Below are 24067 nucleotides of genomic sequence, written 5' to 3'. Positions count from 1 at the left end.
GGACGCGACATAGAACGGGGTATGGACGACGCAAACGACCGCGACGCCGGCTGGTTCCGGGACGTGTACGCCCGGCACTACGCCGACGTCGTGCGCTACGGCCTGCGCCGGCTCGACGGGACCGCCGCGGCGGAGGAGCTCGCGCAGGAAGTGTTCCTCGTCGCCTGGCGGCGGCGCGGGGAGGTGCCCGAGCCCGCGCTGCCCTGGCTGTACGGGGTGGGCCGCCGGCTGCTGGCCAACCACCGCCGGGCGCGCCGGACGGCCCCGGCGCCAGGTGCCCTCGGCGACCACCCGGCCGCCGACCGGCACGACGGCCTCACCGAGCTCCTCGCGGTCCGGGCCGCGCTGACCCGGCTGTCCGACGACGACCAGGAGATCCTCCGGCTCGTCGCGTGGGAGCAGCTGTCCGTCGCGGAGGCGGCGCTCGTCCTGAGCTGCGGCGTGACCGCGGCACGGGTCCGGCTGCACCGTGCCCGGCGCCGCCTCACCGTCCTGGTCGCCGACACCCCAGCCCCTGCGCCTGCACCTTCCTCTGCCCGTCCCCCCGCACCTACCCGAACGGGAGGAACCCGATGACCGAGCGCACCCTCGACCTACTGGCCGCCGCCGACCCCGCCCGAGACGCTCCGGTCGGCCCCGGCGACGTGGAGACGCTGCTGCGGCTGGCCTCCAACGACGTCACCAGCTACGAGCTGCACCTTCCCGACCGCCGCCGGCGGCGGGCCCTGGCCGGGGTCGCGGCCGCCGTCGCGGTCGTGGCGGTGACCGGGGCGGCCGCGGCCGTCGTGCTCGACCGGGCCCCGGCCAACCGTCCCGTCGCGCCCAGGGTGTGGCCGTCGGACTGCCTCGCCGAGCTGGCCGCGGGACTGCACGCGGCACCGTATGAGGCAACCACCGGCCAGTACGAGTACGTGCGAAACGCAGGGCGCTTCAGCGACAGGGCGCCGATACCTGGCGGGGTCGCCTGGGTGTACTACGTGGGGGAATATTCCACCTGGACCACCGCCGACCGCCGGAATGTGCGTCAACGCACCGTCACCGAGTCGGTGACGTTCGCCGACGACGCGTCGCGGGCCTACTTTCAGAGCCACCCGGAGCGGATGCGGACGGTCGGCACGACCGTCGTCGACGTGCTCCAGGGCGTACCCCCGGAGTTCATGGGGACGAGCTCGCCCCCGCCCCCGGAGTCATTGATCGACACCCTCGACACCACGGGAAGCACCTTCCGACCGGCGCTGGTGCTCTCCAGGGCCTCCGGGACGTACGGGACTCGGGTCCTGGACGTCGCGACCCGGTCCGCGTTGCTGAGGTTCATCGCTGCCGCCGACGGCGTCGTCTGCGCGGGCGAGGCCACCGACCCGACCGGCCGCCGGGGCGTCGCCGTCACAGGCCCGCTCGACAGTGCCCTGGAAGTGGGCCCGTTAAAGCACGGTGTCAACCGGATCATCGTGGATCCTTCGACCGGCGATCTCCTGGCAGCAGGTTACGCCGACGGCACCGGCACCATCTGGTCGAACGTCTACCTCGAGCGCGGCTTCACCGACTCCCGGCCCGCTGTGACCCAGTGACGGGCGTGTCCAGGGTGAGGCGCAGGTCGCGCACCAGGAAGGGGCCGACGGGGGTCGTCCAGGTGCCGCCCTCGCGGACCGCGCTGCCGGAGTGGAAAGCGGTCACGCCGGCCGCCCGCAGCGGGGCGACGTGCTCGTGCCGCAGGCCGCCGCCGGCGAGGACCTGCGGCCGGGTGGGGGCCTCCGCGAGGAGCGTGGCGAGGCCGTCCGGCAGGCCGGTCGGGGCGCCCGAGGTCAGCACGGCGTCCAGGCCGGGCAGACCGGTGATCGCGGCCCAGGCGGCGTGCCGGTCGGCCGTGTGGTCGATCGCCCGGTGGAAGGTCCACGGCGCGCCGTCCAGGACCTCCAGGACCTCCAGGACCGCGGGCAGGTCCACCGCGCCGTCCGGGGTGAGGAAGCCCAGGACGAACTCGGCGGCGCCGGCCGCCCGGAGATCCTTCGCGGTGCGCCGCAGGGACCGGAGATCGCCGGCGGCGAAGCCCGCGGCGGTGCGCACCATCACCCGGACCGGCAGGCCGGCGGCCGCCCGGACCGCCGCCACGGTCGCCGGCGCCGGGCTGAGGCCGTCGGCCGCCATGTCGCTGACCAGCTCCACCCGGTCCGCCCCGCCCTCCAGCGCCAGCCGCGCGTCCACGGCGTCGAGGGCGATGACCTCCAGCAACGGCCTGATCATGAACCAATCGTGCCAGCGCCGTCCCCGGACCTGCCCGTACAGGGCCGCCGAGGTGTCCAGCGGCACACCCCGGGGGGTGGCGGGGGCGCTAGGGTTGGTGCGGTGCAGCACAAGCGCCCCACCCTGGACGACGTCGCGCAGGCCGCCGGGGTGTCCCGGGCCACCGTCTCGCGGGTCATCAACGGCAACCCGCGGGTCGCGGCGGACGTCCGCGAGCTGGTGGACCGGGCCGTCGAGCGGCTCGGCTACCGGCCTGACCCGGTCGCCCGGGCGCTCGCCCGCGGGCACGGTGACGTCGTCGAGCTCATCGTCATCGACGACGAGCCGACGTGCTTCGGCACCAACCCCTACTACGGGCGGGTCGTCGCCGGGATCGTCGACGGGCTGCGGCGGTCCGAGGCGCAGATGCGCGTGCACGTCGTCGGGCAGGCCGACGCGCCGCGGCTGCTCGACCGCGTCGCGCACACCGTGAGCGCCGGCGCGATCCTCGTCAACGTGCCCGCCCCGCTCGCCGCCGCCTTCCACGCGGTCTGCCCGCGCGTGGTGTCGATGGGGCGCACCGCGGCGCCCGTGCCGTCGATCGTGCCGGACAACACGACGGGCGCGTACGCGGCGGTCCAGCTGCTGCACCGCAACGGCCGGAAGCGCATCGCGGCCGTGCCCGGGCCGGAGCACATCGCCGACGCCGTCGACCGCCGCGCGGGTTACCTCGCCGCGGTCCGCGACGCGGGGCTCGAGCCGATCACCGGCGAGGCCGGCGAGTTCAACCGGACGTCGGGCGCGGAGATCACCCGGCGGCTCCTGGCCGAGCACCCGGACATCGACGCGCTGTTCGTCGCGTGCGACCTGATGGCCTCCGGGGCGCTGCAGGCGCTCGCCGCCGCGGGCCTGCGGGTCCCGGACGACGTGGCGGTCATCGGCTTCGACGACAGTCTCATCGCCACGTGTACGACGCCGCCGCTGACCTCGGTCCGCCAGCCGGTCGAGGAGATGGCGGCCGCCGCCACCCGGGCGCTGCTCGGCGGGGAGACCGGGCCCGGCTGGCACGGCACGTTCCCCACCACACTGACCGTCCGCGACAGTTCAGGCTGAGTTCTCCTACCGGCGCTACCTTTCGGGCATGGCTGCCCGTCAGACATTGATCTCGGGGGTACTGACCACCGCCGCCGCCGGCACGCTCGTGCTGCAACTGCTGATCCTGCCGGTGTGGCTGCTGCCCGCCGACCCGCGCTGGGGCTGGCTGCTCGTCCCCCTCGCGCTCACCACCGTGCCGCTGTGGTCGCTCATCCACGAGGGGATCCACGGCACCCTCCTGCGCGACCGGACCTGGAACGACCGCCTCGCCAGGGTCCTCGCGACCGGCTACGGCGCCCCGTTCTCGCTGCTGAAGGCCGGGCATCTGCTGCACCACCGGTACAGCCGCACCCGCCGCGAACGGACCGAGGTCTACGACCCCGCGGTCACCACCTGGCTCGCCGCCGCCCGCGGCTACTATCCGCGCCTGCTCGGCGGCCTCTACGTGCTGGAGGCCGCGTCGGTGGTCCTCGCCGCCGTGCCCGCCGCCGGGTGGCGGTGGCTGGTGCGCCGCACCGACTCCCTCGACTCCGTCACCGGGCTGCTCTTCGAGCGGGTCTCGAAGCGGGACACGCTGCGCCGCTTCCGCGTCGAGTCCCTGGCGGTGGTCGTCACCTACGCCGGCTCGGCCGTGGGCTACGGGCGGCACGCGTGGATGCTCGCGGTCGCCGTCGGCGGGCGGGCGCTGCTGGTGTCGCTCGCCGACAACGCCTACCACTACCGCACGGAGCTGGAGCACCCGCTGGAGGCGATGAACCTGTGGCTGCCCCGGCCCCTGGAGCTGTTCGTGCTGGCGTTCAACCTGCACAGCGTGCACCATCGGCACCCGGGGCTGCACTGGCACGAGCTGCGCGGCGCCTTCCACGCCGAGGCCGACGAGTGGCATCTCGGCTGGGGCACCGCCGTCGTGCGGCAGCTGCGCGGGCCGATCCCCGAGTCGGCCCTGCGCCGGCGGTGACGGTCAGGCCCGCAGCAGGCGGCGGCGCAGCCGCCAGCGGACGACCAGCGCGACCGCGCCCAGCACCAGGACCAGCAGGCCGACGAGCCCCCACGGCGACGCCCACACGGCGGCGCTGCGGCTGGCGATCGGCAGCCGGCCCTCCTTCGCCTCCGCGTTGACCGTCACCGCGGCCGTCAGGCGGCCCAGCGACATGACGCCCGGGATGCGCTTCTGGACGCTCAGCTCCGCGCCCGGCAGCATCTCCGGCACCGTGATCTCCTCGCTCTCGCCGAGGGAGACGCCGAGCAGGCCGCTGGCGCGGACCTTGGCGGTGCCGTGCACGCGGACGTTGCCGGCGTTCTTCAGCCGGTACGTGACGACCAGGTCGCCGGTGCCGAACGGCAGCGCGGGCGAGCCGTAGACGACGTTGAGCGAGGACACCTGCACGAGCGGCTGGACCGGGCCGGCGACCCGCAGGTACATCCGGGCGGCGATGCGGCGGTCGACGTTGACCTGCTGGCCCTGCGGGTTCGTCTGGCGCTCGATGACCGAGGCGACGATCCCGCCGGCGTGGTCGCCGGGTGTGGCGTTGGTGGGCACGCGGAGCGTGAAGGCGATGTCGGCGCGCTTCTTCGGCTGCACCGTGTAGGACTTCGGGGTCAGGTCCGTCCACGAGCCGATGTCGTTCGGCTGGGTCGTCCCGGTCAGCAGCGCGAAGGCACCGTCGGGCGCGGTGAACGCGTCCGTGGAGTAGACGGTGAAGGTGATCGGGGCGTCGCTGAGATTGCTGACGCCGACCATGTCGGTGATGACGTCACCGGGCTTCGCCTCGAAGTCGTAGGCGGCGCGGCCGTTCGGGCCCTCCGGACCCGACGGGGTCACCGCCCAGCGCAGGCCGTCGCCCTCGCGCGCCCCCGCGGGAGCGGGCGCTACCAGTACCGACGCGGCAACCGCCAAGACGAGAAGCATTCGACGCACGGGAGACCTCCTACGACGCAAGGGTGCGGCCCGTGAGGACCGCACCCTGCTTGGATGAACCGATCAGGCGAGCGTCAGCGTCAGGGTGGCGCTGTACGCACCGGGCGCGACGTTGTCCGGGATGACCAGGGTCAGGCCGGCGCCGCACTCGAACGTGCCGGCGCTGCTGCCGACGTTCGACTTGCACAGGGTCGACGGGCTGCCGAGCCCCGTCGCGTTCGTGCCGGTGACCACCGCGCCGGAGCCACTGACCTTGACCGAGGACGGGGTCCAGCCGAGGTTCGTGCCCGGGATGGTGCTGGTGGCACCGGTGAAGTCGCTGACCTGGCCGACGAGGTTCCACCCGGCGTTGGTGCCGCGCAGGTCCACGACGGTGGCCTTGTTCAGGTTGCCGGTCGCCTGGCCGCCGACGGAGCCGCCGGTCAGCGCGACGGTGGTGCCGGCAACGTTGAGCGAGAACTGGCCCGGCGCGATGTCACCGGTGATGGTCTGCTCCTTGGTGATGGAGCCGGCCGGCGCGGTGATCGTGTAGGCCAGGTTCGCCGACGTGGAGGCAAGGTACGCCGCCGAGTCGGGCGTGTACGTCGCCGAGAGCGAGAACGCGCCCACCGGCAGGTTGTTGACCGAGAGGGTCGCGGTGCCGTTGACGACCGGCGCGGTGCCGATCGCGGTCGCGCCGCGGTTGAACGTGACCGAGCCGGTCGCCGCGGCCGGGGCCACGGTCGCGGTCAGGGTCACCGGGGTGCCGGCGACCTGCGGGCTCGCCGGGGCGGCCGCGAGGGTGGTGGTGGTCGGCACGGCCGGCTCGGCGCCGCCCTTCACCTTCCAGTTCTCACCCGTGACCGTGATGACCGTGCGGAACAGGTCCGGGTGGTCACCGGTCGACTCGCCGGTGCACAGCACGGCGATCTCGTAGTCGCCGTTGCTGAGCGCGGTGCCGCCGTACGCCGAAACCATGGACCGGTTCGCGTCGAGCGTGAACGCGGCCTGGTCGTAGTTGGCGGCGTCGCCGACGCGGGCGAGGTTGCGGTAGTCGCCGCTGCCGACCTTGCCGATCTTCAGACCCGCGTTGGTGCCGTAGTTCGCGGGGCAGGCCGCCGACGTCAGCGCCGACAGCGCCGGGTTGGTGGTGGTCAGGCCCTGGGTGGGCGTGAGCGTGAGCGTGCCCAGGTCAGCGGCGTTGGCCGGGGCCGCGGCGAGGCCGACGACCGCCACGGAGGCCGCGGCGGCCACGACGACCGCCCGGACCAGCAGGGACTTCGGACCCTTCATGAATCACTTCCTCTACTCGAAAGAGGCGCTCTTGCGTTGCTCGATCAGGTTTTCGGCGCGGCGTTTCCCAGCGGGCAGGCCAACTCATACGCCGGACATGCGCAAAGCGAATTCGAGGTGTCGCCCGTTCCGAAACGGCGCTTTTATCCGAAGCGGCCGTGCACGTAGTCGGCGGTGCGGCGGTCCTGCGGGGTGTCGAACATCGCCGAGGTCAGGCCGTGCTCGACGATGACGCCGGGGGTGCCCTGCTCGGCGAGGAAGAACGCGCAGTGCTGCGACACCCGCTGCGCCTGCTGCATGTTGTGGGTGACGATGACGATGGTGACCTCGGTGGACAGCTCGCCGATCGTCTCCTCGATCCGCCGGGTCGAGGTCGGGTCCAGCGCGGAGCACGGCTCGTCCATCAGCAGCACCCGCGGCCGCACCGCGAGGGACCGGGCGATGCACAGCCGCTGCTGCTGGCCGCCGGACAGGGCGCCACCGGGCGAGCGCAGCCGCGTCTGGACCTCGTGCCACAGCCCGGCCTTGCGCAGGCACTCCTCGACGAGGTCGTCCTTGGTGCGGCGGGACGCCCGCACCGCGGTGAGCTTCAGCCCGGCCAGGACGTTGTCGTAGATGGACATCGCCGGGAACGGGTTGGGCTTCTGGAACACCATGCCGACGTGCCGCCGGGCGTCGGTGATGCGCCGCGACGGGTCGTAGAGGTCGTCGCCGTCCAGCAGCACCTCCCCGGCGAGCTCGGCGCCGGGCACCAGCTCGTGCATCCGATTGAGGATGCGCAGGAACGTCGACTTGCCGCAGCCGGACGGGCCGATGAGCGCGGTGACCTGCCCCGCCGGCATCCGCAGCGAGACGCGGTCGAGGACCTTGTGGCCGCCGAACCACGCGGAGATGTTCCGCGCGTCCAGCTCGGCGGTCGTCGGGGAGTCGACGGTGGACGGGTCGAGCGTCGTGCTCGTCACGGCAGGGCCCTCGCAATCGGTGTGGTCACAGGACGTTCGGCAGCAGCCGGACGGCGACGTCGGACGTGGCGGTGCCGATCACGGCGAGGACGGGGACGCCGACGACCCACGCCTGCACGCCGCCCCAGCGCCGCCGCGCCCAGGTGACGCCAAGACCCGCGGCGAGCAGCAGCTGCCCCCACAGGACCAGCGGCATCCAGGCCGAGTCGTCGCCGGCGAGCACCTTCTCCGACGCCGGCAGCTGTGCGTACCCGAGCTGCCGCGGCGGCGCCGGAACCGTCTCGGTGCCGTTGTCGAGGTCGGCGTCGACCCGCACGACGTCGGACGGGAAGAACATCGTCCCGGCGGCGGTCATCAGCGTGACCCGGCTGCGCCCGGGCGCGACCGGCGCCGGGGTCAGGTCGCCGGCGTGCCGCACGCCGAGCACCACGAACGTGAACTCGCCCTGGCCGGTGACGACCTCGACCCGGTCGCCGGAGTTGAGCCGGAACAGCCCCGCGAACGGGGCGCCGTAGGCGGCGTTACGGCCCATGATGACGCTCGTGCCGGCCTGGCCGGGCAGCGGCGTGTCGCGGCGGTGGCCGGGGCCGGACTGCATGACGCCGGCGGTGGTGCCCTCGAACACGACCTGCTGGACGCCGAGCGCGGGGATGCGCAGCACGGCGACGGGCGTGCCGAGGGGCAGCAGCTTGCCGTCGGGGCCGATCTGGCCGACGGGCGCGGTCGCCTCGGCGAGCGCGCCGCGGAAGTCGGCGTACGCGGTCTGCTGCACCCGGCCGTACCCGAGCTGCGACAGCAGCGTCACGTGCAGCGTGAAGCCGACGAGCAGCACCGCGAGGATGCTCAGCCCGGTGCCCGCGATCCGCAGCCCCGACGCGGGCTGGTCCGGTGGCGGGACCACCCTGTCCGGTTTCTCGATCCTGTCGGTCCGGTCGGGCTCCTCGAACGTCACGTCGATCGCCGGCTCCGCCGGCGGGATCATCACGGTGACCGCGGAGGCGCCGCCCACCCAGGTCATGTACTGCGGCGTGCCGTCGGTCGCGCCGCCGCCTCCGCCGCGCTCCGGCTCGCTCATGCCAGCCGCCGCCGGCGGACGAGGCGGACGATCAGGACACCGGCGGCGACCAGACCGAGGCCGATGGCCGCGGTGCGGGCGACCGCCGAGCCGGTGCGCGGCAGGCCGCCGCCGGGCGTGCCGGTCGGCGACGGCGAGGCGCTCGTCGCCGCGGGGTCGACCTGCATGTTCAGGGTCTGCTTGTTGCCGCTGCCGCCGGGCCCGCCGGTGGGCCCGGCGGTCGGGCCGGTCGTGGGGCCGGGGCCGCCACCGCCCGCGGTCCAGGTGGTGCCGGCGACCCGGATCGTGGTGCTGAAGACGTCGGGGTGGTCGCCGGCGCTCTCGCCGGTGCAGACGATGACGAGCGTGTAGTCGCCGTCGGTGATCGGCGTCGTGCCGAAGGCGGCGCGCATCGACCGGTTCGGCCGCAGCGTGGGCGGCACGGCGTCGTAGTTGCCGTCGTCGCCGACCCGGGTCAGGTTCGCGAACTGCGACGTGCCCGCCCGCGCGATGCGCAGGCCGGCGTTGGTGCCGTAGTTCGCCGGGCAGGCCGCCGACGCGGTCGCCGTGGCGAACATCGGGTCGGTGTCCACGCTGCCGGTCGCCGGCGTCACGGTGATCGAGCCGAGCGGCGCGGCGTGGGCCGGGGCCGTCAGGGGCCCGGGCAGGGTCACGGCGGTCACGGTGACGGCGGCGGCCACCGCGGCGGTTCGGCGCAGGCGCATGGGGAGATCCTCGTCTCGACAGGGATGGCCGGGCGTCCACAGTGGACGCCCGGCCGGTTGGCCTTACAGGGGGGCCGCGGTGCTCAGGACGCGGCCTTCAGCGAGGTCGAGCCGCAGACACCCTCGAACAGGGTGGCGCCGGCCGTGGTGCGGAAACCGAACCCGAAGAGCTCGATGACCGACTGGTTGGCGCAGACCGCGGACGTGGCGCCGACGAACGTCTGCGCGATGACCGGCTCCGCCAGGCGGCGGGTCGGGACCACGTTGTAGACGTCACGGATCAGCTGGGGACGGAAGTTGATGTTGAGCTTGCCGTTGACGATCGGCTGGAGGCCGTTGACGCGGCCGATGCGGGAGGTGCCGCGCCGGTCCTCGACCACGACGCCGGTCTGGGTCGCGATGGTGGCGGCGTTGCCCTGCGCGATGAACTGGCCGACCGAGAACGGCATGATGTAGTCGTTGTGGCCGGCGAGGACCCGGGCGTCGTGCTCCTGGATCGCCGCGCCGTTCACCGTCTGCACGATGCACGGGTAGTCACCGTTGGCGATGTCGGCCTCGGCGATGCCCATCTTGCTGAGCCAGAAGGACCGGGTGCCCGAGCCGGACTGGACCAGCAGCGGCTTGACCGGCACACCGCTGACGACCGTGGTCAGGCAGCGGTAGATGCGCTGCAGCTGCACGAAGGTCAGGCTGGTCGGCAGGTCGCTGTCGGTGTTGACCGCGAACGACACCGCGTCCACCCCGAACGGGATGTACGTGTAGTTGCCCGTGGTCTGCGGCGAGGAGCCACCGCCGTAGCTGGAGGAGCGGGCGAAGTCGATGCAGCCGGTGACGTTGACGCCCTGGTAGACGTTGCCACCGTCGTTCTCGGACGCCTTGAGGGCGGTCCGGCCGGCGCCGGAGCCGTCGGGACGGTTGAAGTCGCAGCCGGTGGTCTTGGTCTTGATCAGGCCGGCCGGGCGGGCGTCGTAGGACGCGATCACCTTCGAGCCGCCGCTGGTGACGGTCTCGCCGAGACCGTTCAGCACGTCCTGGGTCGTGTCGGAGCCGACGCCGGCCAGCTGGCGGTACTCGCCGGCCGGCGGGTTGGCGGCGGCGGGTGCCGCGGTGACCGTGAGGGTGACAGCGGCGACCGCGAGGCCGAGGCTGACAGCCCGTCCGAAGGTCAGCACCTTCATGCGTTTCCCCTTCTGCTTCAGGGTTTGCGAGGGTCGAGCGTGGTCATCATTCGCAGGCGGTTCGTGCGGGGCCGGTCGCCAACATGTAGGCCGGATGAACAGGCTCACCGGCGTTCGCGTCGGCGGGCCAGCCCGGTCAGCACGGGGCCCGCGGCGGCCGCGAGCAGCCCCGCGCCGAGGATCATCGACAGCAGGTACCGCTGCGCCCACTCGACGGGCTCCGGATCCGTGGCCCGGGCCGCCGGCACCGGCGCGGCCGACAGGCTCGGCCGGGCACTGGTCGGCGCGGCCGACGGCACGGACCCGCGGGCGGGCAGGGTGCCCCCCGTGACCGGCGCCGCGGTGGTCGTGGTCGCCGCGGGTGCCGGCGGCGCCGTCCAGCCGCGCCTGACCATCTCGGCGGCGCTGCGGGCCTTGGCCTTCAGCGAGTCCGGCAGCGGCACGTACCCGGGCGGCAGGTTCCCGACGGAGACGCCCTCGTTCTGCCCGTCACCGGCGGCGAACTCGATGAGCTTCGCGTACGCCTCCCGCAGCGCCTGCCCGCGGCTCGGGTCGACGGCGGCGTAGGTGAGCATCGTCAGCGGGTACGCGCCCGGCTTCTTCAGCGCCGGGTCCAGCGCCAGGACGTCGGGGTTGGCCGTCGGTCCCATCGCCGCGACCGCCGCCTGCAGGCTCTGCTTCGTCGGCGTGACGTAGGCGTTCAGGTCGGTGGGGTCGCTGCCGTTGAGCAGGCTCGCCGAGTACAGGCCGAAGCGTGCCGCCGACGCCGAGTCGGTGATCGCCATGACCCACCGGTTGCCCTTCGTCTGCGGCGCCGCCCGCTTGAGCGTGACGATCTGGTGGTCGCTGCTCTGGTACTTCGCCTCGTCGAACTCGACCTCGGAGTGGGTGTCGGCCTTCAGCGTCTGCTGCGCCCCGTCGGTCATCGACGACGTGTAGGGCTGCTTGTTGAAGATGCACACCTTCAGCTCCGGCACCAGGTCCGGCCGCGGCTGGCTGCAGGTGGGGTCCGACTTCGGGAACCGGTCCGGCACCACGCCGTCGAGGCCGAAGTCTTGGTAGAACGAGTTGACCTTCATGTGGTACGTGACGCCGGTGACCGGGTCCTTGTGCTCCGGGTCCGGGACGCCGGACAGGAAGTCGCGGGCGGCCTTGTCGGCGAGGATCCAGCCCCACACCGCCCGGTTCGCCGCGGAGCCGCCCAGCGGCACCATCACCGGCTGGATGTCGCGGTTGGCCCGGGAGAACCGGAAGTCGGGGTTGATCGTGATGAACTCGGGGTCGGCGAGGATCGTCCGGTAGTTGTCCTTGAGGTGCTCGGCCTTCGACCCGTCGGGGATGTCGCGCTGGTAGGAGGAGGTCAGCAGCTTCGCCACCAGCTTCGGGGTGAGCCGCATCCCGTTGACCTGCCTGGCCCGCAGCAGCTCCTCCTCCGGGTTCGTCGACCCGGGGTTCACCTGGTTGTCGATGGTGAACGCGACGACGACCGACGACAGGGCCACCGGCGCGTGCACCGGCGGCGGGCCGCCCGGCACGCCGACCACCGGGCTCGAGGTGAACCCGAGCCCGGGCGAGTTGTCGCCGCTGCCGAGGACCGCGCTGGACGTCTCGTCCTCCGACGTCGGCGTGTAGCCGTACACGTTGCCGGTCCTGCCGCACAGCGCCGGCTGCCACGCCTGCATCGCCGGCGCGGCCATCTCCGAACCGACCGTCGCGCGCTCCGCCTGGTCGATGGGGCACGGCGTCTGCACCGACCGGAAGTCCAGCCGGACCGCGATGCGGTGCTTCCAGTGGGTGGCGGCCAGCGGCGAGCCGTTGACGGGGGTGTCGCTGCCGGCGAGCTCGCCGCCGGTCAGCGGGTCGTGGTGCCCGCGCGGCACGATCACCAGCCAGCACGGCTGGATGACGCCGCCGGAGTCCGGCAGTCCGCAGCCGAGGTGCGGCGCCTCCATGTCGGTCTGCGCCTCGAACACGACCCGGCCGGTGCCGTCGCCGGCGGTGTAGCCGTAGGGGATCTCGTTGGTTTTGTTCTTGTCGAAGTACTCGGACATGATGACGTCCGAGCCGGTCGTCTGCGGGTCGAGGTTCCCCGGGTAGGGGTCGCTCTTGCCGCCGTGGCCGATCCGCGTGCCCTTGACCGAGCGGAACGGCGCGATGACCGCGTCCGGGGGCAGCGTCTCGGCCGGGTCGGGCAGGCCGTTGATGCCCACGGTGCGGATCGTCCCGCCGCCGGGCGCCTTGTCCCCGCCCCACACGGGCGTGTCCAGCAGCGCGCCGAACTGGCACGTCTCCCGCCCCCACAACGGGTCCTTCGCGGCCCCCTCGTGGAACGGGTCCGGCGCGTCGGGGTCGCCCCAGCACTGCATGAACGCGAACACGTTCTGGCCGATCGTGGCGTCGGGGGTCGACGGGGCGTTCTTCCAGGAGATGGTGATGCCCTGGTTGCCGAGGTCGCGGGTCTGCGACACGGTGATCTCGGTGCCGTCGAAGTCGCCGCCGGCCTCGCCCGGCTTCACCGTGATCGTCTTCGCCGACGACGTCGGCACGTCGACGCCGAGCGGCGGGACGAACGTGTCGCCGGCGGTCGCGGTGGCGCCCCGCACGAGCGTGGCGAGCAGCAGCACGCCGACGACGCCGGCGCCGGCCAGCCGGCGCTTCCACACCGCCCGCGCCGCACCGCGTGGCGGCGGCAGGTCGTCCGGTGCCGGCTGTTGCCCGGTGGTTCCCGTGGCGACCGTGGCGCTCATCGCCGGCCGCCGTCACGGTCGCGCCGGCCGCCGAGGGACCGGGACAGCATCGGCGGGCCGAAGATCAGTCCGATCAGCAGCGCGCCGGCGACGATCATCAGCGCCCGGCGCAGCCCCCAGGTGCCGGCCTGGTCCAGCGACACCGGCACGCCGGCCACGTCGTTGCCGCCGGCGGCTCGCGCCGCGTCGAGGGTCTCGCCGGTGTCCGGGTCGACGACGGCGGCCGAGGCCGACGCCGAGGCCGACGGGCCCGCGGTCGCCGTACCGCCGGTCCCGCCACCGCCACCGCCGCCACCGCCGCCGACGGTCGTGGGGCCGGCGCCGCCGGTGCCCGTGGTGCACTGGTCGCCGCTCTGGACGTTGTCGCACTCCGGCGGGTACGGCGCCGTCGTCGCCAGCGCGTTCTCGCCGTTGGGGCCGAACGTCGGGTTCTGGCACTTCGTCACGTCCCACGGCGACGCGGCGCTGCCCGGGATCCGCGCGACCTGCGCCGCGGCGGCGTCCACGAGGTTCCTCGGCAGCGGCGAGTACCCGAGGTCGTCCACCTGGGCCTGCCCCTTGCACAGGAAGTAGTGCGCGAACTCCGCGAGGGTGAAGCCCTTGTTCTCGTTCATCTGCATCCGCAGGTCGGTCGGCAGCACCATGTACGAGTAGGACGACAGCGGGTAGGTGCGCTTGTCTTCGTTGGTGTAGACGTTGTCGAGGTTCTGGGTCAGGTCGGCGTTGATCGTCGCGTGGGTCATCGCCACCGCCACCGCCGTGTCCGTCGGCTCGACGAAGTACCCCTTCTTGTTGAGCACCTTCACCACCGGGAACTTGGCGGTCTTGGCGTAGGAGTACTCGACGTAGGTGATCGCGCCCTCGTACCGCGGCTGCGCGACGTAGCCGGAGACGCCGTTGGACCCGCTCTGCCCGATGTTCTTGCCGCTGATCACGGGGAAGTAGGAGGTCAGCCCGCACGGGCTCTGGTTGCGCCCGACCGACCGGCAGAACTCGCCCCAGACGTCCTGGTGCTGCTTGCTGAGCCAGAGCGTGAACTGGGCGCTGGTGCCGGAGCCGTCCGAGCGCACCACCGGGATGATCTTCCGGTTGGGCAGGGGCAGCTTCGGGTTGTCCCGCTTGATCTGCGGGTCGTCCCAGAACGTGATCTTGTTCGTGAAGATCTTCGCGATCGTGTCGCCGGCCAGGCGCAGGTTGGTGACCCGCTTGCCGCCGATGGTCAGGTTGTACATGAACGAGGTGCCGCCGGCGACGATCGGCATGTAGGCGTAGCCCCGGCCGGTCGGCGGCGAGTCGATGTCGCGGGTGGCGCTGTCGGGCATGCCGTACGGGATCTCGGAGATGCCGAAGTCGACCTTGCCGTTGGCGAACTGCTTGCGGCCGTCGGTCGAGCCGGTGTCGGCGTAGGACACCTTCAGGCCGAACTGGGTGACGTTGCCGATCCACGCGCGCAGGGCCGGCTGGCTCCAGGTGGAGCCGGCGCCGGCGATCTGCACCTTGATGGGTGCGGCGTACGCGGGGTTCGGCTGCGCCGCGATGGCCAAAAGCCCGAGGACGACCCCGGCGGCGGTCTTGGCGACGCTACGGAACATCGGACATCTCCTTGTCGGGATCCGCCTGCGGGCGGCTCTGGGACGGTGCACCGTCGAGGTCGGCCTGCTCGCGGCGCTGGAACCGCTTGACGTCGAGGGCGGATGCGACGGCCCGGCGCCTGAGCTGCCCGGGGGACAGCTCGCCGGGCCCGCGGCCGCCGATGATCCGGGCCGCCACGAAGAGCACCAGGACGAGCAGCATGAGCACCGCGCCTGCGCCGAAGCCGCGCATGATCATCTCTTCCTGCGGGAAGCGCACGCTGTTGAACACCAGCAGGGGCAGCGACACCTGCGGGCCGGCCGCCGGGTTGAGGGCCATGAACTGGGTGAACCCGGCGGTGATGAGCACCGGCGAGGTCTCCCCGATGCCACGCGCGGTGCCGAGGATGACGGCGGTCGTCAGGCCGGACCGGGCCGTCGGCAGGACCACGTGCCAGACGGTGCGCCACTGGGAGGCGCCCAGCGCGAACGACGCCTCCTTCAGCGTCCCGGGCACGAGCCGCAGCACCACGTCGGAGGCGCGGATGATGATCGGCAGCGTCATCACCGACAGCGCGATCCCGGCCGCCAGGCCCGACTTCTGCTGGTCGAGCGCCAGGATGAGGCCGGCGTAGACGAACAGGCCGGCGACGATCGACGGCAGCGCCGTCATCGCCTCGACGAGCGTGCGCACGAACCGGCTGAAGCGGCCCGGAATCTCGCCCAGGAACACCGCGCAGGTGATGCCGAGCGGCACCGACAGCGTCAGCGCGATGCCCATCTGCTCGAGCGTGCCGACGATCGCGTGCAGCGCCCCGCCGACGTTCAGCGGGCTCGTCGGCTGCACGACGCTCATGTCCTCGATCCAGAAGTTGACGTGCACCAGCGCCGGCCAGGCCCGCCAGAAGGTGAAGCCGACGACGACCACGAGCAGCAGCAACAGCAACATGCCGACGCCGGTCATGACCGCCGCGGCGATCCGGTCGCGGATCGCCGGCCCGTCCTCGGTGAGGGACGTCAGCAGCCCGAGGAACGCCAGAAACGCCAGGAACGTCACGACGATGAAGCCGAGCACGCCGTCGAACGGGGCGATCTGGCCGAACAGCAGGGCGGTGAACGCGAGCGCGGCCAGCAGCGCGCCGGTCACATTGAGCCGGTCGAGGCGCCGGCCGGCGCGCAGCTCGCGGCGCCGCTCCTCCCCCGGGGCCGCCTCGGGCAGCGGGCGCCGCACGAACGTGAGGGCCGTGTCGGGGCGCGCGTGCCGCGGCCCCCCATCGGCCGCCTTCACCGGACCGGCTGCCCGGGTCGCGGTGTCCGGCTCGCTCCGGGTCCCGTCGGGCTTCGTCAGGTCGACGCGGGTCCGCTCGATCGCCGCGGCAGCGTGCTCCTGGTCTTGCGCGTGCCCGGCGGTCGCGGTGGCGTGGCCCTGGTCCTGCGCCTGATCAGCCGCCGCGACGGCGTGGCGGTGCGTCTGCCCGGCCTCCGGGGTCGTGTCCGGCTGTCCGGCCGTCCGGGCGGTGTCGGTGGAGGTCATGTGCCGGCTCCGGAGCGGGTGCGGCCGATGACGATCGACGCGGCAAAGTTGACCAGCAGGGTCATCAGGAACAGCGCGAGGCCGGCGGCCATCAGCGCGGAGACGGCGAAGTCGGCCGAGTCGCCGTAGCGCAGCGCGATCAGGGACGACACCGAGATCGCGCCGGTCTGCAGCACGTGCCACTGGATGTCGAACACCGGCGAGATGATCATGTAGACGGCGATGGTCTCGCCCAGCGCCCGGCCCAGGCCGAGCATCGAGCCGCCGATGACGCCGCCCCGGCCGTACGGCAGGACGACGGTGCGGATCATGCCCCAGCGGGTGCCTCCGAGGGCGTAGGCACCCTCCCGCTCCCCGATCGGCGCCTGCGAGAAGACCTCGCGCGAGATCGAGCAGATGATCGGGGTGACCATCATCGCCACGACCGTCCCCGCGACGAAGCTCGACGCGGTGAACACGGTGATGCTCGACAGCGGGTTGGCCGTGTCGTAGTCGGCGACCTCGAAGATCGGGATCCAGCCGAGGTACGTGGCGATCCACCGCGACAGGTGGATGATGTTGGGCTGCAGCAGGAACACGCCGAACAGGCCGTAGACGACGCTCGGCACGGCCGCCATCATGTCGACCAGCGTCACCAGCATCCGGCGCATCCGCCGCGGCGCGTACTCGCAGATGTACAGCGCCGTGCCGACCGCGACCGGCACCGCCAGGACGATCGCGATCCCGGCGATGATGACCGTGCCCGGCACGACGGCGGCGATGCCGAAGCTCCCCTCCAGCGGGTCGGGCTCCCACCCCTTGGTCGTGAAGAAGCTCCAGCGCACCACCTTGAGCGCGGTGACCGCCCGGTACGCCAGGAACGACCCCACGAGCAGCGCCACCAGCAGCACCATCGCGCCCGCACCCCGAGCGACGCCGCGGAACACGCGGTCCGCCGGGGACGGGCGCCACTTCAGCGGGCGCGGCGCGTCGGCCTCCCCGGCGCCGGTGGCCTCGGAGGGCGCTTCGACGACCGTCATGCCGGCGGGTTGCCGGGGGTCGCCCGGTACATCAGGCGGGCGCCCTGGGCCCGCACGTCGCGCTCCCCGAGACGGGGGCGGTCGGCGTACGGGCCCCGGGCGCCCCGCGGCGCCGGGCGCGGCGGGAGGACCGCCGTGTCACCGCCGGCGCCGAGCACCAGGGGATGACCGCCTCGGACACTGCGGGTGCCGGCCACCACGACCGCCGCCGGCACGGCTTCCAGGAAGCGCTCGAGGTTGTAGTGGCATTCCCTTGCGCGCAGATAGGAACGACTGGACATTCCGACGGTGCTGCCGTCCAGATCCACCCGCCAGACCCACTGCCCGCTGGACTCCACCGCGGCGACCGCGCTGCTCGCGCCCGCGAACCCGGCCCGCAGGTGCAGCACCGCGTCGCGGCAGGCTCCGTAGGTCTCGAACAGCCTTGCCGCTCTGCCCAGCGGCCGGTTGTTCGGCGAGACCAGCATCCAGGTCGTGGCCTCGGCTACCGTGCCGTCATCGGCGGCCGCCGCGGCCAACGCTAAGAAGACGAACCTCGATTGTTGCACCAGCTACCCCTTCGTCCACCCGGCACGCCCACCCTCTGGGACACACGCTCGGGACAGCGCATGTCCAACAGGCGCGGCCGTGTGCGCACGCCGGACATGCAAGAGGTGAACAACGGGAAGGGGCACTGCCGCTGCTATGCCGCCGATCCGTGCCCAAACGGGCATCGGCCTTGACGCGGTACATCGACATCCGTTAGACCTCTAAAAGATTCCCAATCTTCGATGGAGGACAACGTGGTCCGGATCCGTGCCGTCGTGGTCATGCTCGCGGTGGCGGCGTTCGCCGTCGCACCCACACCCGCCTCGGCCGCCGCTCCCGGCGGACCGACGACCGGGCCGTGCGCGTACACCCCGACACCCGACGACCCGGCGGTCCGGCCGGTGCCACTGCCCCGCGACCCGCGGCACACGCCGTCGCGCGGCACGGTGACCGTCACGCTCTTCACCAACCTGGGTCTGATCCCGCTGACCCTGGACCGGGCGCAGGCGCCGTGCACCGTGCAGAGCTTCCTGCACCTGACCCGGCACGGCTTCTACAACCGCACGATCTGCCACCGGCTGACGACGTACCCGACGCTGAAGGTCCTGCAGTGCGGCGACCCGTCCGGCACCGGCGAGGGCGGCCCGGGCTACAAGTACAAGGACGAGCTGCCGACCGACCTGCCGCCGGCCCCGACCGACCCGACCGGCGCCCGCAAGGTGTACGCCCGCGGCGTGCTCGCCATGGCCAACGCCGGCCCCGACACCAACGGCAGCCAGTTCTTCCTCGTGTTCGCCGACTCGGCGCTGCGCCCCAACTACACGATCTTCGGCAGCGTCCGCCCGCTCGGCCTGCACACCCTGGACCGGATCGCCGCGGGCGGCGTCGCCCCCACCGACGAGGACCCGGCCCCGGTCGACGGCGCCCCGGCCCTTCGTACCTCGATCCTCCTGGCGGCGTAGATTCCCGCTGTGGCTCACTACAGCAGGCTGTACACCATCGTCCTGGACGTGCCCGCGGCCGACGAGGACACGACCGTCACGTTCTGGCGGGGCGCGCTCGGCGCCCCGCTGGAGCGCGTCGGCGAGTACCCGGACTTCCACGGCGCCCGCATCCCGGGCCACGACCTGGTCCTGCTGACCCAGCGCCTCGGCGACGGCACACCGCGGGTCCACCTGGACTTCCACACCGACGACCTGGAGGCCGAGGTCGCCCGCCTGGAGTCACTGGGCGCGACCCGCCTCGACCGCCACGACCGCTGGTGGACCATGCGCGACCCCGCCGGCATCACCTTCTGCGTCGTCGTCGACCCCCCAGGCACCCTCAACGCCACCAACGCCACCGAATGGCCCTGACCCCGTTTCCATGATCCGGAAGACTTATTGCTGCCATAGCGACACAAAGTCTTCCGGATCATGAGAAACCCCCACCCCAGCCACCGCGGAGGGCAACCACCGGATGGGCGCGGATGCGCGATCCGGCCGCGCGAAGCGCTGGCTGTGCGAGCGCAGCGAGCATTGGGGTCCGGGTGAGAATCCCCGGCGGGCCCCGCCGCGGCAGCGGTGGGGAGGCGAGCTATAGCCGAAGGCTACGGGCGGGAAACAGTGTTGCGCCAGGCGCGCCCGCTGCGTTCGATGAGGCGGTTGGCCTCGGTGGGGCCCCAGGAGGCGGCCTCGTACGTCGGGATCGGGCCGGTGTCCTCGGCCCAGCGCTCCAGGATCGGGTCGACGATGCGCCAGCACTGCTCGACCTCGTCGGAGCGGATGAAGAGGGTCGTGTCGCCGATGAGGGCGTCGAGCAGGAGCCGCTCGTAGGCCTCCGGGGACTCCTCGCGGAAGGTCTTGTCGTAGGAGAAGTCCATGCTCGCCGAGCGGACGCGGAACGAGTGGCCCGGGACCTTCGCGCCGAAGCGCAGGGCGATGCCCTCGTCGGGCTGGATGCGCAGGATGAGGGCGTCGGGCTGGAGCTCGGTCAGCTGCCGGTTGGGGATCGGCAGGTGCGGCGGGCGCTGGAACTGCAGGGCGACCTCGGTGACCCGGCTCGGCAGGCGCTTGCCGGTGCGGACGTAGAACGGCACGCCGGCCCAGCGCCAGTTGTCGACGTCGAGGCGCAGCGCGGCGAAGGTCTCGGTGCGTGACAGCGGGTCGACGCCGGGCTCCTCCCGGTAGCCTGCCATCAGCTCCTCGCGGGAGCCGCCGCGCGTGTACTGGCCGCGGACCGCGATGTCGTCGATGGCCCGCCCGCTGGGCAGGCGGATGGCCTGCAGGAGCTTCACCTTCTCGTTGCGGACCGCCTCGGCGCTGAACGACGCGGGCGGCTCCATCAGCGCGAGCGCGAGGACCTGCAGCACGTGGTTCTGCACGATGTCGCGCATCGCGCCGGCGTGCTCGTAGAAGCTGCCGCGGGTGCCGACGCCGAGCGTCTCCGCGACGGTGATCTGCACGTGGTCGACCCAGGTGCGGTCCCAGATCGGCTGGAAGATGGCGTTGGCGAAGCGCAGCGCGAGCACGTTCTGGACGGTGTCCTTGCCCAGGTAGTGGTCGATGCGGAAGACCTGCGACTCGTCGAACGCGGCGTGCACCGTGGTGTCGAGCTGCTTCGCGCTGGCCTCGTTGTGCCCGTACGGCTTCTCGATGACCAGCCGGGCGAACGACCCTTCGCGGGCGCGGTGCAGGCCGGCGCCGGCGAGGCCGTTGATGACGAGCGGGAACGCCTCGGCAGGCGTCGACAGGTAGAAGATCCGGTTGCCGGCGGTGCCCCGGTCGCGGTCGAGGTCGTCGAGCACGGTGGCGAGCCGCTTGTAGGTCTCCGGGTCGTCGTAGCCGCCGGCGATGTACCGCACGGCGCCGTTGAGCTGCGGCATGCCGGACAGGCCGCGGTCGCCGAGGACGGCGTGGATGAACTGGTCGTCGTCCATCGGCGTCCGGGCGACGCCGACCACGGCGAACTGCTCGGTGAGCCGGTTGTGCCTGGCGAGGCTCTCGATCGCGGGGATCAGCTTGCGCCGGGTGAGGTCACCCGAGGCGCCGAAGATGACGACGGTCGCCGGTGGGGCGTGCCGGTCGTCGGACTCCTGCGGGATGGTGACGTGCTCACTGTCGCTCAGCATGGATGCGCGCCTCTCCTCGGACTGCCGCCGTGACACTACGAGTCAACCGCCGCGCACAGCAACGATTCCAGAACGTGACCGGCGTCTCGCGAATCCCACCCTACGGCCCTACAAGCGTTTGCATGACCCTCGATCGCCGCCGAGCGTCCCATCCACCGGGACGCAGGACCCTCATCGAACACAGGAACAACACTGGGCACCACCCAGGCGGTCGGCTGGTTACGGGCCGCTCCGGCGGGTACCTTTAAGTAGTCAAGAGCATTCGGAGAGTAATCGTGTCGCAGGACGGGGATGCGCGATGTCGATCACACCGGTAGCAGCCACCACCACCGGTCTCACCGCGACCCAGGTGCAACAGAACCGCCAGATCGATCTGGTCGACCAACAGCGCCTGGACGACCAGCGGACCCAGGACCGGGCGCAGGAGCAGCGGCTGCAGGACCAGCGCCTGGAGGACCAGCGCAGGATCGACGACCAGCAGGCGGTGCGCCAGGATCTGGTGCGCCAGGACCAGCGCCGCGCCGACGACCTCCAGCAGGCCCGCGACGACCAGTACCGGATCGAGCAGCAGCGGCTGCAGGACGACCGCCGGCTCGAGGACCAGCAGCGGATCCAGGACCAGCTGCGGCTGGAGGACCAGCTGCGGCAGCGGGCGGAGGACGCCCGGCTGCAGTTCGAGCGGACCAACGACGCCTCGCAGCGCCTGACGACCCAGACCAACGGCATGTTCAACGGCCGGGTCGACGTCTACCTGTAAGACGTCCACCTATACAGACGGCTATCCGTACGGCGGCTACCTGGCGACGGCGAGGCGGGCCAGGCGCTCCGCGGAGGGCCACCGCACGTCCCACGCCCATCCGGCCCGCTCGAAGAGCCGGATCAGCGCCGCCGACACGTCGATCTGACCGGGCAGCACGCCGTGCTGCGCGCTGGTCGGGTCGGCGTGGTGCAGGTTGTGCCACGACTCACCCATGCTGAGGATCGCGAGCGGCCAGAAGTTCGCCGACCGGTCCCGCGCCGCGAACGGCCGCTCGCCGATCATGTGGCAGACCGAGTTCACCGACCAGGTGACGTGGTGCAGCGCCGTGACGCGCACCAGGCCCGCCCAGAAGAACGCGGTCGCCGCGCCCCACCAGGTCCAGGTGGCCAGGCCGCCGATGACCGCCGGCAGGGTCAGCGTGAGGATCGTCAGCGGGCCGAAGAGCCGGTGCACGAGCCGGATGTCGCGGTCGGCGAGCAGGTCGGGCGCGAAGCGCTGCTGGTTGGTGAGGCCGCGGTCGAGGACCCAGCCGAGGTGCGCGTGCCAGAAGCCGCGCACGAGCGCCGCCGGGCCGGTGCCGAAGAGCCACGGCGAGTGCGGGTCGCCTTCCTTGTCCGCGAACGCGTGGTGCCGGCGGTGGTCGGCGACCCAGTGCAGGATCGGCCCCTGCACCGCCATGCTGCCGGTGACGGCCAGGGTGATCCGCAGCCACCGGCGGGCCTTGAACGCGCCGTGGGTGAAGTACCGGTGGAACCCGACCGTCGCCCCGAGGCACGTCACGGTGTAGAAGGTCACCGCGAGCGCGACGTCGAGCCAGGTGAGCCCCCAGCCCCAGGCGAACGGGACGGCGGCGACGAGCGCCAGGAACGGCACCGTCACGAACGCGTACACCGCCACCTGCGCGGGCAGCGGGCGCCTTGCGGCCAGCATCGGAAGTGCCACGCCCGCCACGCTAGGCGGCCACGGTGACGGGCACGCCGCGCGAAGGATGCCAATCGACGACCGCCAGAATGCCGGTCGGCGACGGTCAGATGGCGTGGTTGGCGACGAACAGCCCGGACGGGTCCACGGCCGCCCTGATCGACCGCAGTCGGTCCCACGTGGCCGGTGGGTAGGCGGATGCGACCGAGGTCGGCCCCTCGACGAAGTTCAGCAGCTGCGCGCCGGTCGACCACGGCGCCATCGCCGACACGACCCGTGCGGCGTCCCGCACCGCCGCCGCGCCGATCGCCGGCGTGGCCGCGATCCCGGCCGTGTACAGCGCGAACGACCCGTCCAGCGACGGCAGCGCGCCGGCGCCCGGGGCGGGCCGCCCCAGCGCGCCGCCGAGGTGGCGCAGCTCGGCGGCGACGAGCAGGGACGTGCCGGAGTCCGGGCCGGCGACCGCCAGCAGCGCGTCGGCGGCGGCGGGCGGCAGGTCGCCGAGCAGCGCCGACCTCGACACCGTCGGTGTCGGGCCCTCCGGGTCCAGGTGCAGCCGGATCAGCGACGCGGCCGGCGCGTCGTCGAACGTGTCCAGGAACGGCCGCAACGCCCGCAACGGGGCGACCGTGGAAGGGCCGGCGGCGCCGAGCACGGCCCCGTCGATCACGATCAGCCGGCGGCCACGCAGGGCCGGCGGGAGCTGCGGCATCGGCGGGACCCGCAGCAGCCGCAGCGCCGTCGTCGCCTCGTCGGGCGCGGTCGCGGCCCAGTCGAGCCACGCCGGCAGCACCCGCGCGGCCTCGCGCCAGTCCCAGGCGAGCAGCCCCGCGTACGCGGTCCGGACCGGGAACAGGTCGAACTCGACGGCGGTGACCGCGCCGAAGTTGCCGCCGCCGCCGCGCAGCGCCCAGAACAGGTCCGCCTCGGTGGTGGCGTCGGCCCGCACCAGGGTGCCGTCGGCCGTGACCAGCTCGGCGGCGGTGACCGCGTTCGACTGCAGGCCGAGCGCGCGGGCGTACCAGCCGAGGCCGCCGCCGAGGGTGTAGCCGGCGACACCCACGTCGGGCGACGAGCCGTGCAGCGCGGCGAGCCCGTGCGGCGCGGCCTGCTCGACCACGTCGATCCACAGCGCGCCGGCCTCGGCCCGGGCGGTGCGGCCGGTGATGGTGACGCCCGTCATCGCGGACGTGCGCAGCAGGACCACGTCGTCGAGCGGGCCGAGGGCCGCCGCGCTGTGGCCGGTGCTCTGCACCGCGACCCGCAGCCCGGCGGCGGCCGAGGCGCGGACCACCGAGGCGACCTCGTCGGCGTCGGCCGGGAACGCGACGGCGGCGGGCCGCTGGTCGACCGTGACGTTCCACGGGGTCCGCGCCGTGTCGTACCCCGGGTCGCCCGGGAGGTGCACCGCGCCGCCGCACAGGCCGCGCAGTGAGTTCGCAACAGTGGTCATG

22 protein-coding genes are annotated in these 24067 nt (G+C 72.8%); 7 read left to right on the top strand and 15 right to left on the bottom strand.

Annotated features, from left to right (window positions below; genetic code table 11):
• Positions 1 to 21 precede the first annotated feature (21 nt).
• Both ABZ321_RS12945 and ABZ321_RS12940 read left to right on the top strand, forming a co-directional pair.
• The gene (locus tag ABZ321_RS12945; RefSeq protein WP_344504758.1) at positions 22 to 576 is read left to right on the top strand and encodes a sigma-70 family RNA polymerase sigma factor; all 555 of its coding nucleotides are present in this window, start codon (positions 22 to 24) and stop codon (positions 574 to 576) included.
• Positions 573 to 1568, top strand: a complete 996-nt coding sequence (locus tag ABZ321_RS12940; protein WP_344504757.1) for a hypothetical protein — start codon at positions 573 to 575, stop codon at positions 1566 to 1568. Before ABZ321_RS12945 ends, ABZ321_RS12940 begins: the two co-directional genes overlap by 4 nt.
• Here the strand turns inward: ABZ321_RS12940 and ABZ321_RS12935 are convergent.
• Complete coding sequence (locus tag ABZ321_RS12935; RefSeq protein ID WP_354891012.1) at positions 1537 to 2241, bottom strand: copper homeostasis protein CutC; 705 nt, start codon at positions 2239 to 2241, stop codon at positions 1537 to 1539. The genes ABZ321_RS12940 and ABZ321_RS12935 overlap by 32 nt on opposite strands.
• Positions 2242 to 2343: 102 nt before the next feature.
• Here ABZ321_RS12935 and ABZ321_RS12930 point away from each other — a divergent pair, with 102 nt between their 5' ends.
• The gene (locus tag ABZ321_RS12930; RefSeq protein ID WP_344504755.1) at positions 2344 to 3333 is read left to right on the top strand and encodes a LacI family DNA-binding transcriptional regulator; all 990 of its coding nucleotides are present in this window, start codon (positions 2344 to 2346) and stop codon (positions 3331 to 3333) included.
• Between the two features lie 28 nt (positions 3334 to 3361).
• Complete coding sequence (locus tag ABZ321_RS12925; protein ID WP_354891011.1) at positions 3362 to 4273, top strand: fatty acid desaturase; 912 nt, start codon at positions 3362 to 3364, stop codon at positions 4271 to 4273.
• Positions 4274 to 4276: 3 nt separating this feature from the next.
• Here ABZ321_RS12925 and ABZ321_RS12920 read toward each other — a convergent pair whose 3' ends face one another.
• The 11 genes from ABZ321_RS12920 to ABZ321_RS12870 form a co-directional block, all read right to left on the bottom strand.
• A complete protein-coding gene (locus tag ABZ321_RS12920; RefSeq protein ID WP_344504752.1) occupies positions 4277 to 5224 on the bottom strand; it encodes a DUF916 domain-containing protein in 948 nt (315 codons plus the stop codon).
• Positions 5225 to 5296: 72 nt separating this feature from the next.
• Positions 5297 to 6505: an Ig-like domain repeat protein gene (locus ABZ321_RS12915; protein WP_344504751.1), complete on the bottom strand. Its 1209-nt coding sequence runs from the start codon at positions 6503 to 6505 to the stop codon at positions 5297 to 5299.
• 143 nt (positions 6506 to 6648) lie between these two features.
• The gene (locus tag ABZ321_RS12910) at positions 6649 to 7413 is read right to left on the bottom strand and encodes a phosphate ABC transporter ATP-binding protein (protein ID WP_354891159.1); all 765 of its coding nucleotides are present in this window, start codon (positions 7411 to 7413) and stop codon (positions 6649 to 6651) included.
• Positions 7414 to 7492: 79 nt separating this feature from the next.
• Positions 7493 to 8542 (bottom strand): sortase, encoded by a 1050-nt coding sequence (locus tag ABZ321_RS12905; protein WP_354891010.1) that lies wholly within the window; start codon positions 8540 to 8542, stop codon positions 7493 to 7495.
• Positions 8539 to 9246 (bottom strand): hypothetical protein, encoded by a 708-nt coding sequence (locus ABZ321_RS12900; RefSeq protein WP_354891009.1) that lies wholly within the window; start codon positions 9244 to 9246, stop codon positions 8539 to 8541. The genes ABZ321_RS12905 and ABZ321_RS12900 overlap by 4 nt, the downstream gene beginning before the upstream one ends.
• An 83-nt stretch (positions 9247 to 9329) precedes the next feature.
• Entirely contained in the window at positions 9330 to 10424 is a 1095-nt protein-coding gene (locus ABZ321_RS12895) for a hypothetical protein (RefSeq protein ID WP_354891008.1), read from the bottom strand.
• 104 nt (positions 10425 to 10528) lie between these two features.
• Positions 10529 to 13171: a hypothetical protein gene (locus ABZ321_RS12890; RefSeq protein ID WP_354891007.1), complete on the bottom strand. Its 2643-nt coding sequence runs from the start codon at positions 13169 to 13171 to the stop codon at positions 10529 to 10531.
• Positions 13168 to 14763 carry a phosphate ABC transporter substrate-binding protein PstS gene (gene pstS / locus ABZ321_RS12885; protein WP_354891006.1) on the bottom strand — a complete coding sequence of 532 codons (1596 nt, stop codon included), beginning with the start codon at positions 14761 to 14763 and terminating at the stop codon, positions 13168 to 13170. Before pstS ends, ABZ321_RS12890 begins: the two co-directional genes overlap by 4 nt.
• Positions 14753 to 16276 (bottom strand): phosphate ABC transporter permease PstA, encoded by a 1524-nt coding sequence (gene pstA, locus ABZ321_RS12880; protein WP_354891005.1) that lies wholly within the window; start codon positions 16274 to 16276, stop codon positions 14753 to 14755. The genes pstS and pstA overlap by 11 nt, the downstream gene beginning before the upstream one ends.
• Positions 16273 to 17295 carry a phosphate ABC transporter permease subunit PstC gene (pstC, locus tag ABZ321_RS12875; RefSeq protein WP_344504742.1) on the bottom strand — a complete coding sequence of 341 codons (1023 nt, stop codon included), beginning with the start codon at positions 17293 to 17295 and terminating at the stop codon, positions 16273 to 16275. The genes pstA and pstC overlap by 4 nt, the downstream gene beginning before the upstream one ends.
• A complete protein-coding gene (locus ABZ321_RS12870) occupies positions 17292 to 17843 on the bottom strand; it encodes a hypothetical protein (RefSeq protein ID WP_354891004.1) in 552 nt (183 codons plus the stop codon). Before ABZ321_RS12870 ends, pstC begins: the two co-directional genes overlap by 4 nt.
• A gap of 222 nt (positions 17844 to 18065) precedes the next feature.
• Here ABZ321_RS12870 and ABZ321_RS12865 point away from each other — a divergent pair, with 222 nt between their 5' ends.
• Positions 18066 to 18785 carry a peptidylprolyl isomerase gene (locus ABZ321_RS12865; RefSeq protein ID WP_354891003.1) on the top strand — a complete coding sequence of 240 codons (720 nt, stop codon included), beginning with the start codon at positions 18066 to 18068 and terminating at the stop codon, positions 18783 to 18785.
• 9 nt (positions 18786 to 18794) lie between these two features.
• Positions 18795 to 19178, top strand: a complete 384-nt coding sequence (locus ABZ321_RS12860) for a VOC family protein (protein WP_354891002.1) — start codon at positions 18795 to 18797, stop codon at positions 19176 to 19178.
• Between the two features lie 233 nt (positions 19179 to 19411).
• Here the strand turns inward: ABZ321_RS12860 and zwf are convergent, their stop codons facing one another.
• Entirely contained in the window at positions 19412 to 20932 is a 1521-nt protein-coding gene (gene zwf, locus ABZ321_RS12855) for a glucose-6-phosphate dehydrogenase (protein WP_344504737.1), read from the bottom strand.
• A gap of 298 nt (positions 20933 to 21230) precedes the next feature.
• On the opposite strand from zwf, the gene ABZ321_RS12850 reads away from it, so the two are divergent.
• Positions 21231 to 21689, top strand: a complete 459-nt coding sequence (locus ABZ321_RS12850; RefSeq protein WP_344504736.1) for a hypothetical protein — start codon at positions 21231 to 21233, stop codon at positions 21687 to 21689.
• A gap of 36 nt (positions 21690 to 21725) precedes the next feature.
• Here ABZ321_RS12850 and ABZ321_RS12845 read toward each other — a convergent pair whose 3' ends face one another.
• Together ABZ321_RS12845 and ABZ321_RS12840 are read right to left on the bottom strand one after the other, a co-directional pair.
• On the bottom strand, positions 21726 to 22622 hold the full coding sequence (locus ABZ321_RS12845; protein ID WP_354891158.1) for an acyl-CoA desaturase: 897 nt from the start codon (positions 22620 to 22622) through the stop codon (positions 21726 to 21728).
• Positions 22623 to 22719: 97 nt separating this feature from the next.
• Positions 22720 to 24066, bottom strand: a complete 1347-nt coding sequence (locus ABZ321_RS12840) for an FAD-binding oxidoreductase (protein WP_354891001.1) — start codon at positions 24064 to 24066, stop codon at positions 22720 to 22722.
• Position 24067 lies beyond the last annotated feature (1 nt).

Source organism: Dactylosporangium sp. NPDC006015 (assembly GCF_040614215.1).
Lineage (GTDB): Bacteria > Actinomycetota > Actinomycetes > Mycobacteriales > Micromonosporaceae > Dactylosporangium > Dactylosporangium maewongense.
The sequence above is the reverse complement of the archived record's forward strand: the minus strand, read 5'-3'. Positions and strand labels throughout refer to the sequence as shown.

Excerpts from the sequence above, each read along its gene's own strand:
- pstA (WP_354891005.1), bottom strand. The coding sequence starts at position 16,276 with ATGACCTCCACCGACACCGCCCGGACGGCCGGACAGCCGGACACGACC.
- ABZ321_RS12945 (WP_344504758.1), top strand. The coding sequence starts at position 22 with ATGGACGACGCAAACGACCGCGACGCCGGCTGGTTCCGGGACGTGTAC.
- pstS (WP_354891006.1), bottom strand. The coding sequence starts at position 14,763 with ATGTTCCGTAGCGTCGCCAAGACCGCCGCCGGGGTCGTCCTCGGGCTT.
- ABZ321_RS12840 (WP_354891001.1), bottom strand. The coding sequence starts at position 24,066 with ATGACCACTGTTGCGAACTCACTGCGCGGCCTGTGCGGCGGCGCGGTG.
- ABZ321_RS12890 (WP_354891007.1), bottom strand. The coding sequence starts at position 13,171 with ATGAGCGCCACGGTCGCCACGGGAACCACCGGGCAACAGCCGGCACCG.
- ABZ321_RS12940 (WP_344504757.1), top strand. The coding sequence starts at position 573 with ATGACCGAGCGCACCCTCGACCTACTGGCCGCCGCCGACCCCGCCCGA.
- ABZ321_RS12905 (WP_354891010.1), bottom strand. The coding sequence starts at position 8,542 with ATGAGCGAGCCGGAGCGCGGCGGAGGCGGCGGCGCGACCGACGGCACG.
- ABZ321_RS12900 (WP_354891009.1), bottom strand. The coding sequence starts at position 9,246 with ATGCGCCTGCGCCGAACCGCCGCGGTGGCCGCCGCCGTCACCGTGACC.
- ABZ321_RS12850 (WP_344504736.1), top strand. The coding sequence starts at position 21,231 with ATGTCGATCACACCGGTAGCAGCCACCACCACCGGTCTCACCGCGACC.
- ABZ321_RS12865 (WP_354891003.1), top strand. The coding sequence starts at position 18,066 with ATGGAGGACAACGTGGTCCGGATCCGTGCCGTCGTGGTCATGCTCGCG.
- ABZ321_RS12915 (WP_344504751.1), bottom strand. The coding sequence starts at position 6,505 with ATGAAGGGTCCGAAGTCCCTGCTGGTCCGGGCGGTCGTCGTGGCCGCC.
- ABZ321_RS12920 (WP_344504752.1), bottom strand. The coding sequence starts at position 5,224 with ATGCTTCTCGTCTTGGCGGTTGCCGCGTCGGTACTGGTAGCGCCCGCT.
- ABZ321_RS12935 (WP_354891012.1), bottom strand. The coding sequence starts at position 2,241 with ATGATCAGGCCGTTGCTGGAGGTCATCGCCCTCGACGCCGTGGACGCG.
- ABZ321_RS12895 (WP_354891008.1), bottom strand. The coding sequence starts at position 10,424 with ATGAAGGTGCTGACCTTCGGACGGGCTGTCAGCCTCGGCCTCGCGGTC.
- ABZ321_RS12925 (WP_354891011.1), top strand. The coding sequence starts at position 3,362 with ATGGCTGCCCGTCAGACATTGATCTCGGGGGTACTGACCACCGCCGCC.
- pstC (WP_344504742.1), bottom strand. The coding sequence starts at position 17,295 with ATGACGGTCGTCGAAGCGCCCTCCGAGGCCACCGGCGCCGGGGAGGCC.
- ABZ321_RS12845 (WP_354891158.1), bottom strand. The coding sequence starts at position 22,622 with ATGCTGGCCGCAAGGCGCCCGCTGCCCGCGCAGGTGGCGGTGTACGCG.
- zwf (WP_344504737.1), bottom strand. The coding sequence starts at position 20,932 with ATGCTGAGCGACAGTGAGCACGTCACCATCCCGCAGGAGTCCGACGAC.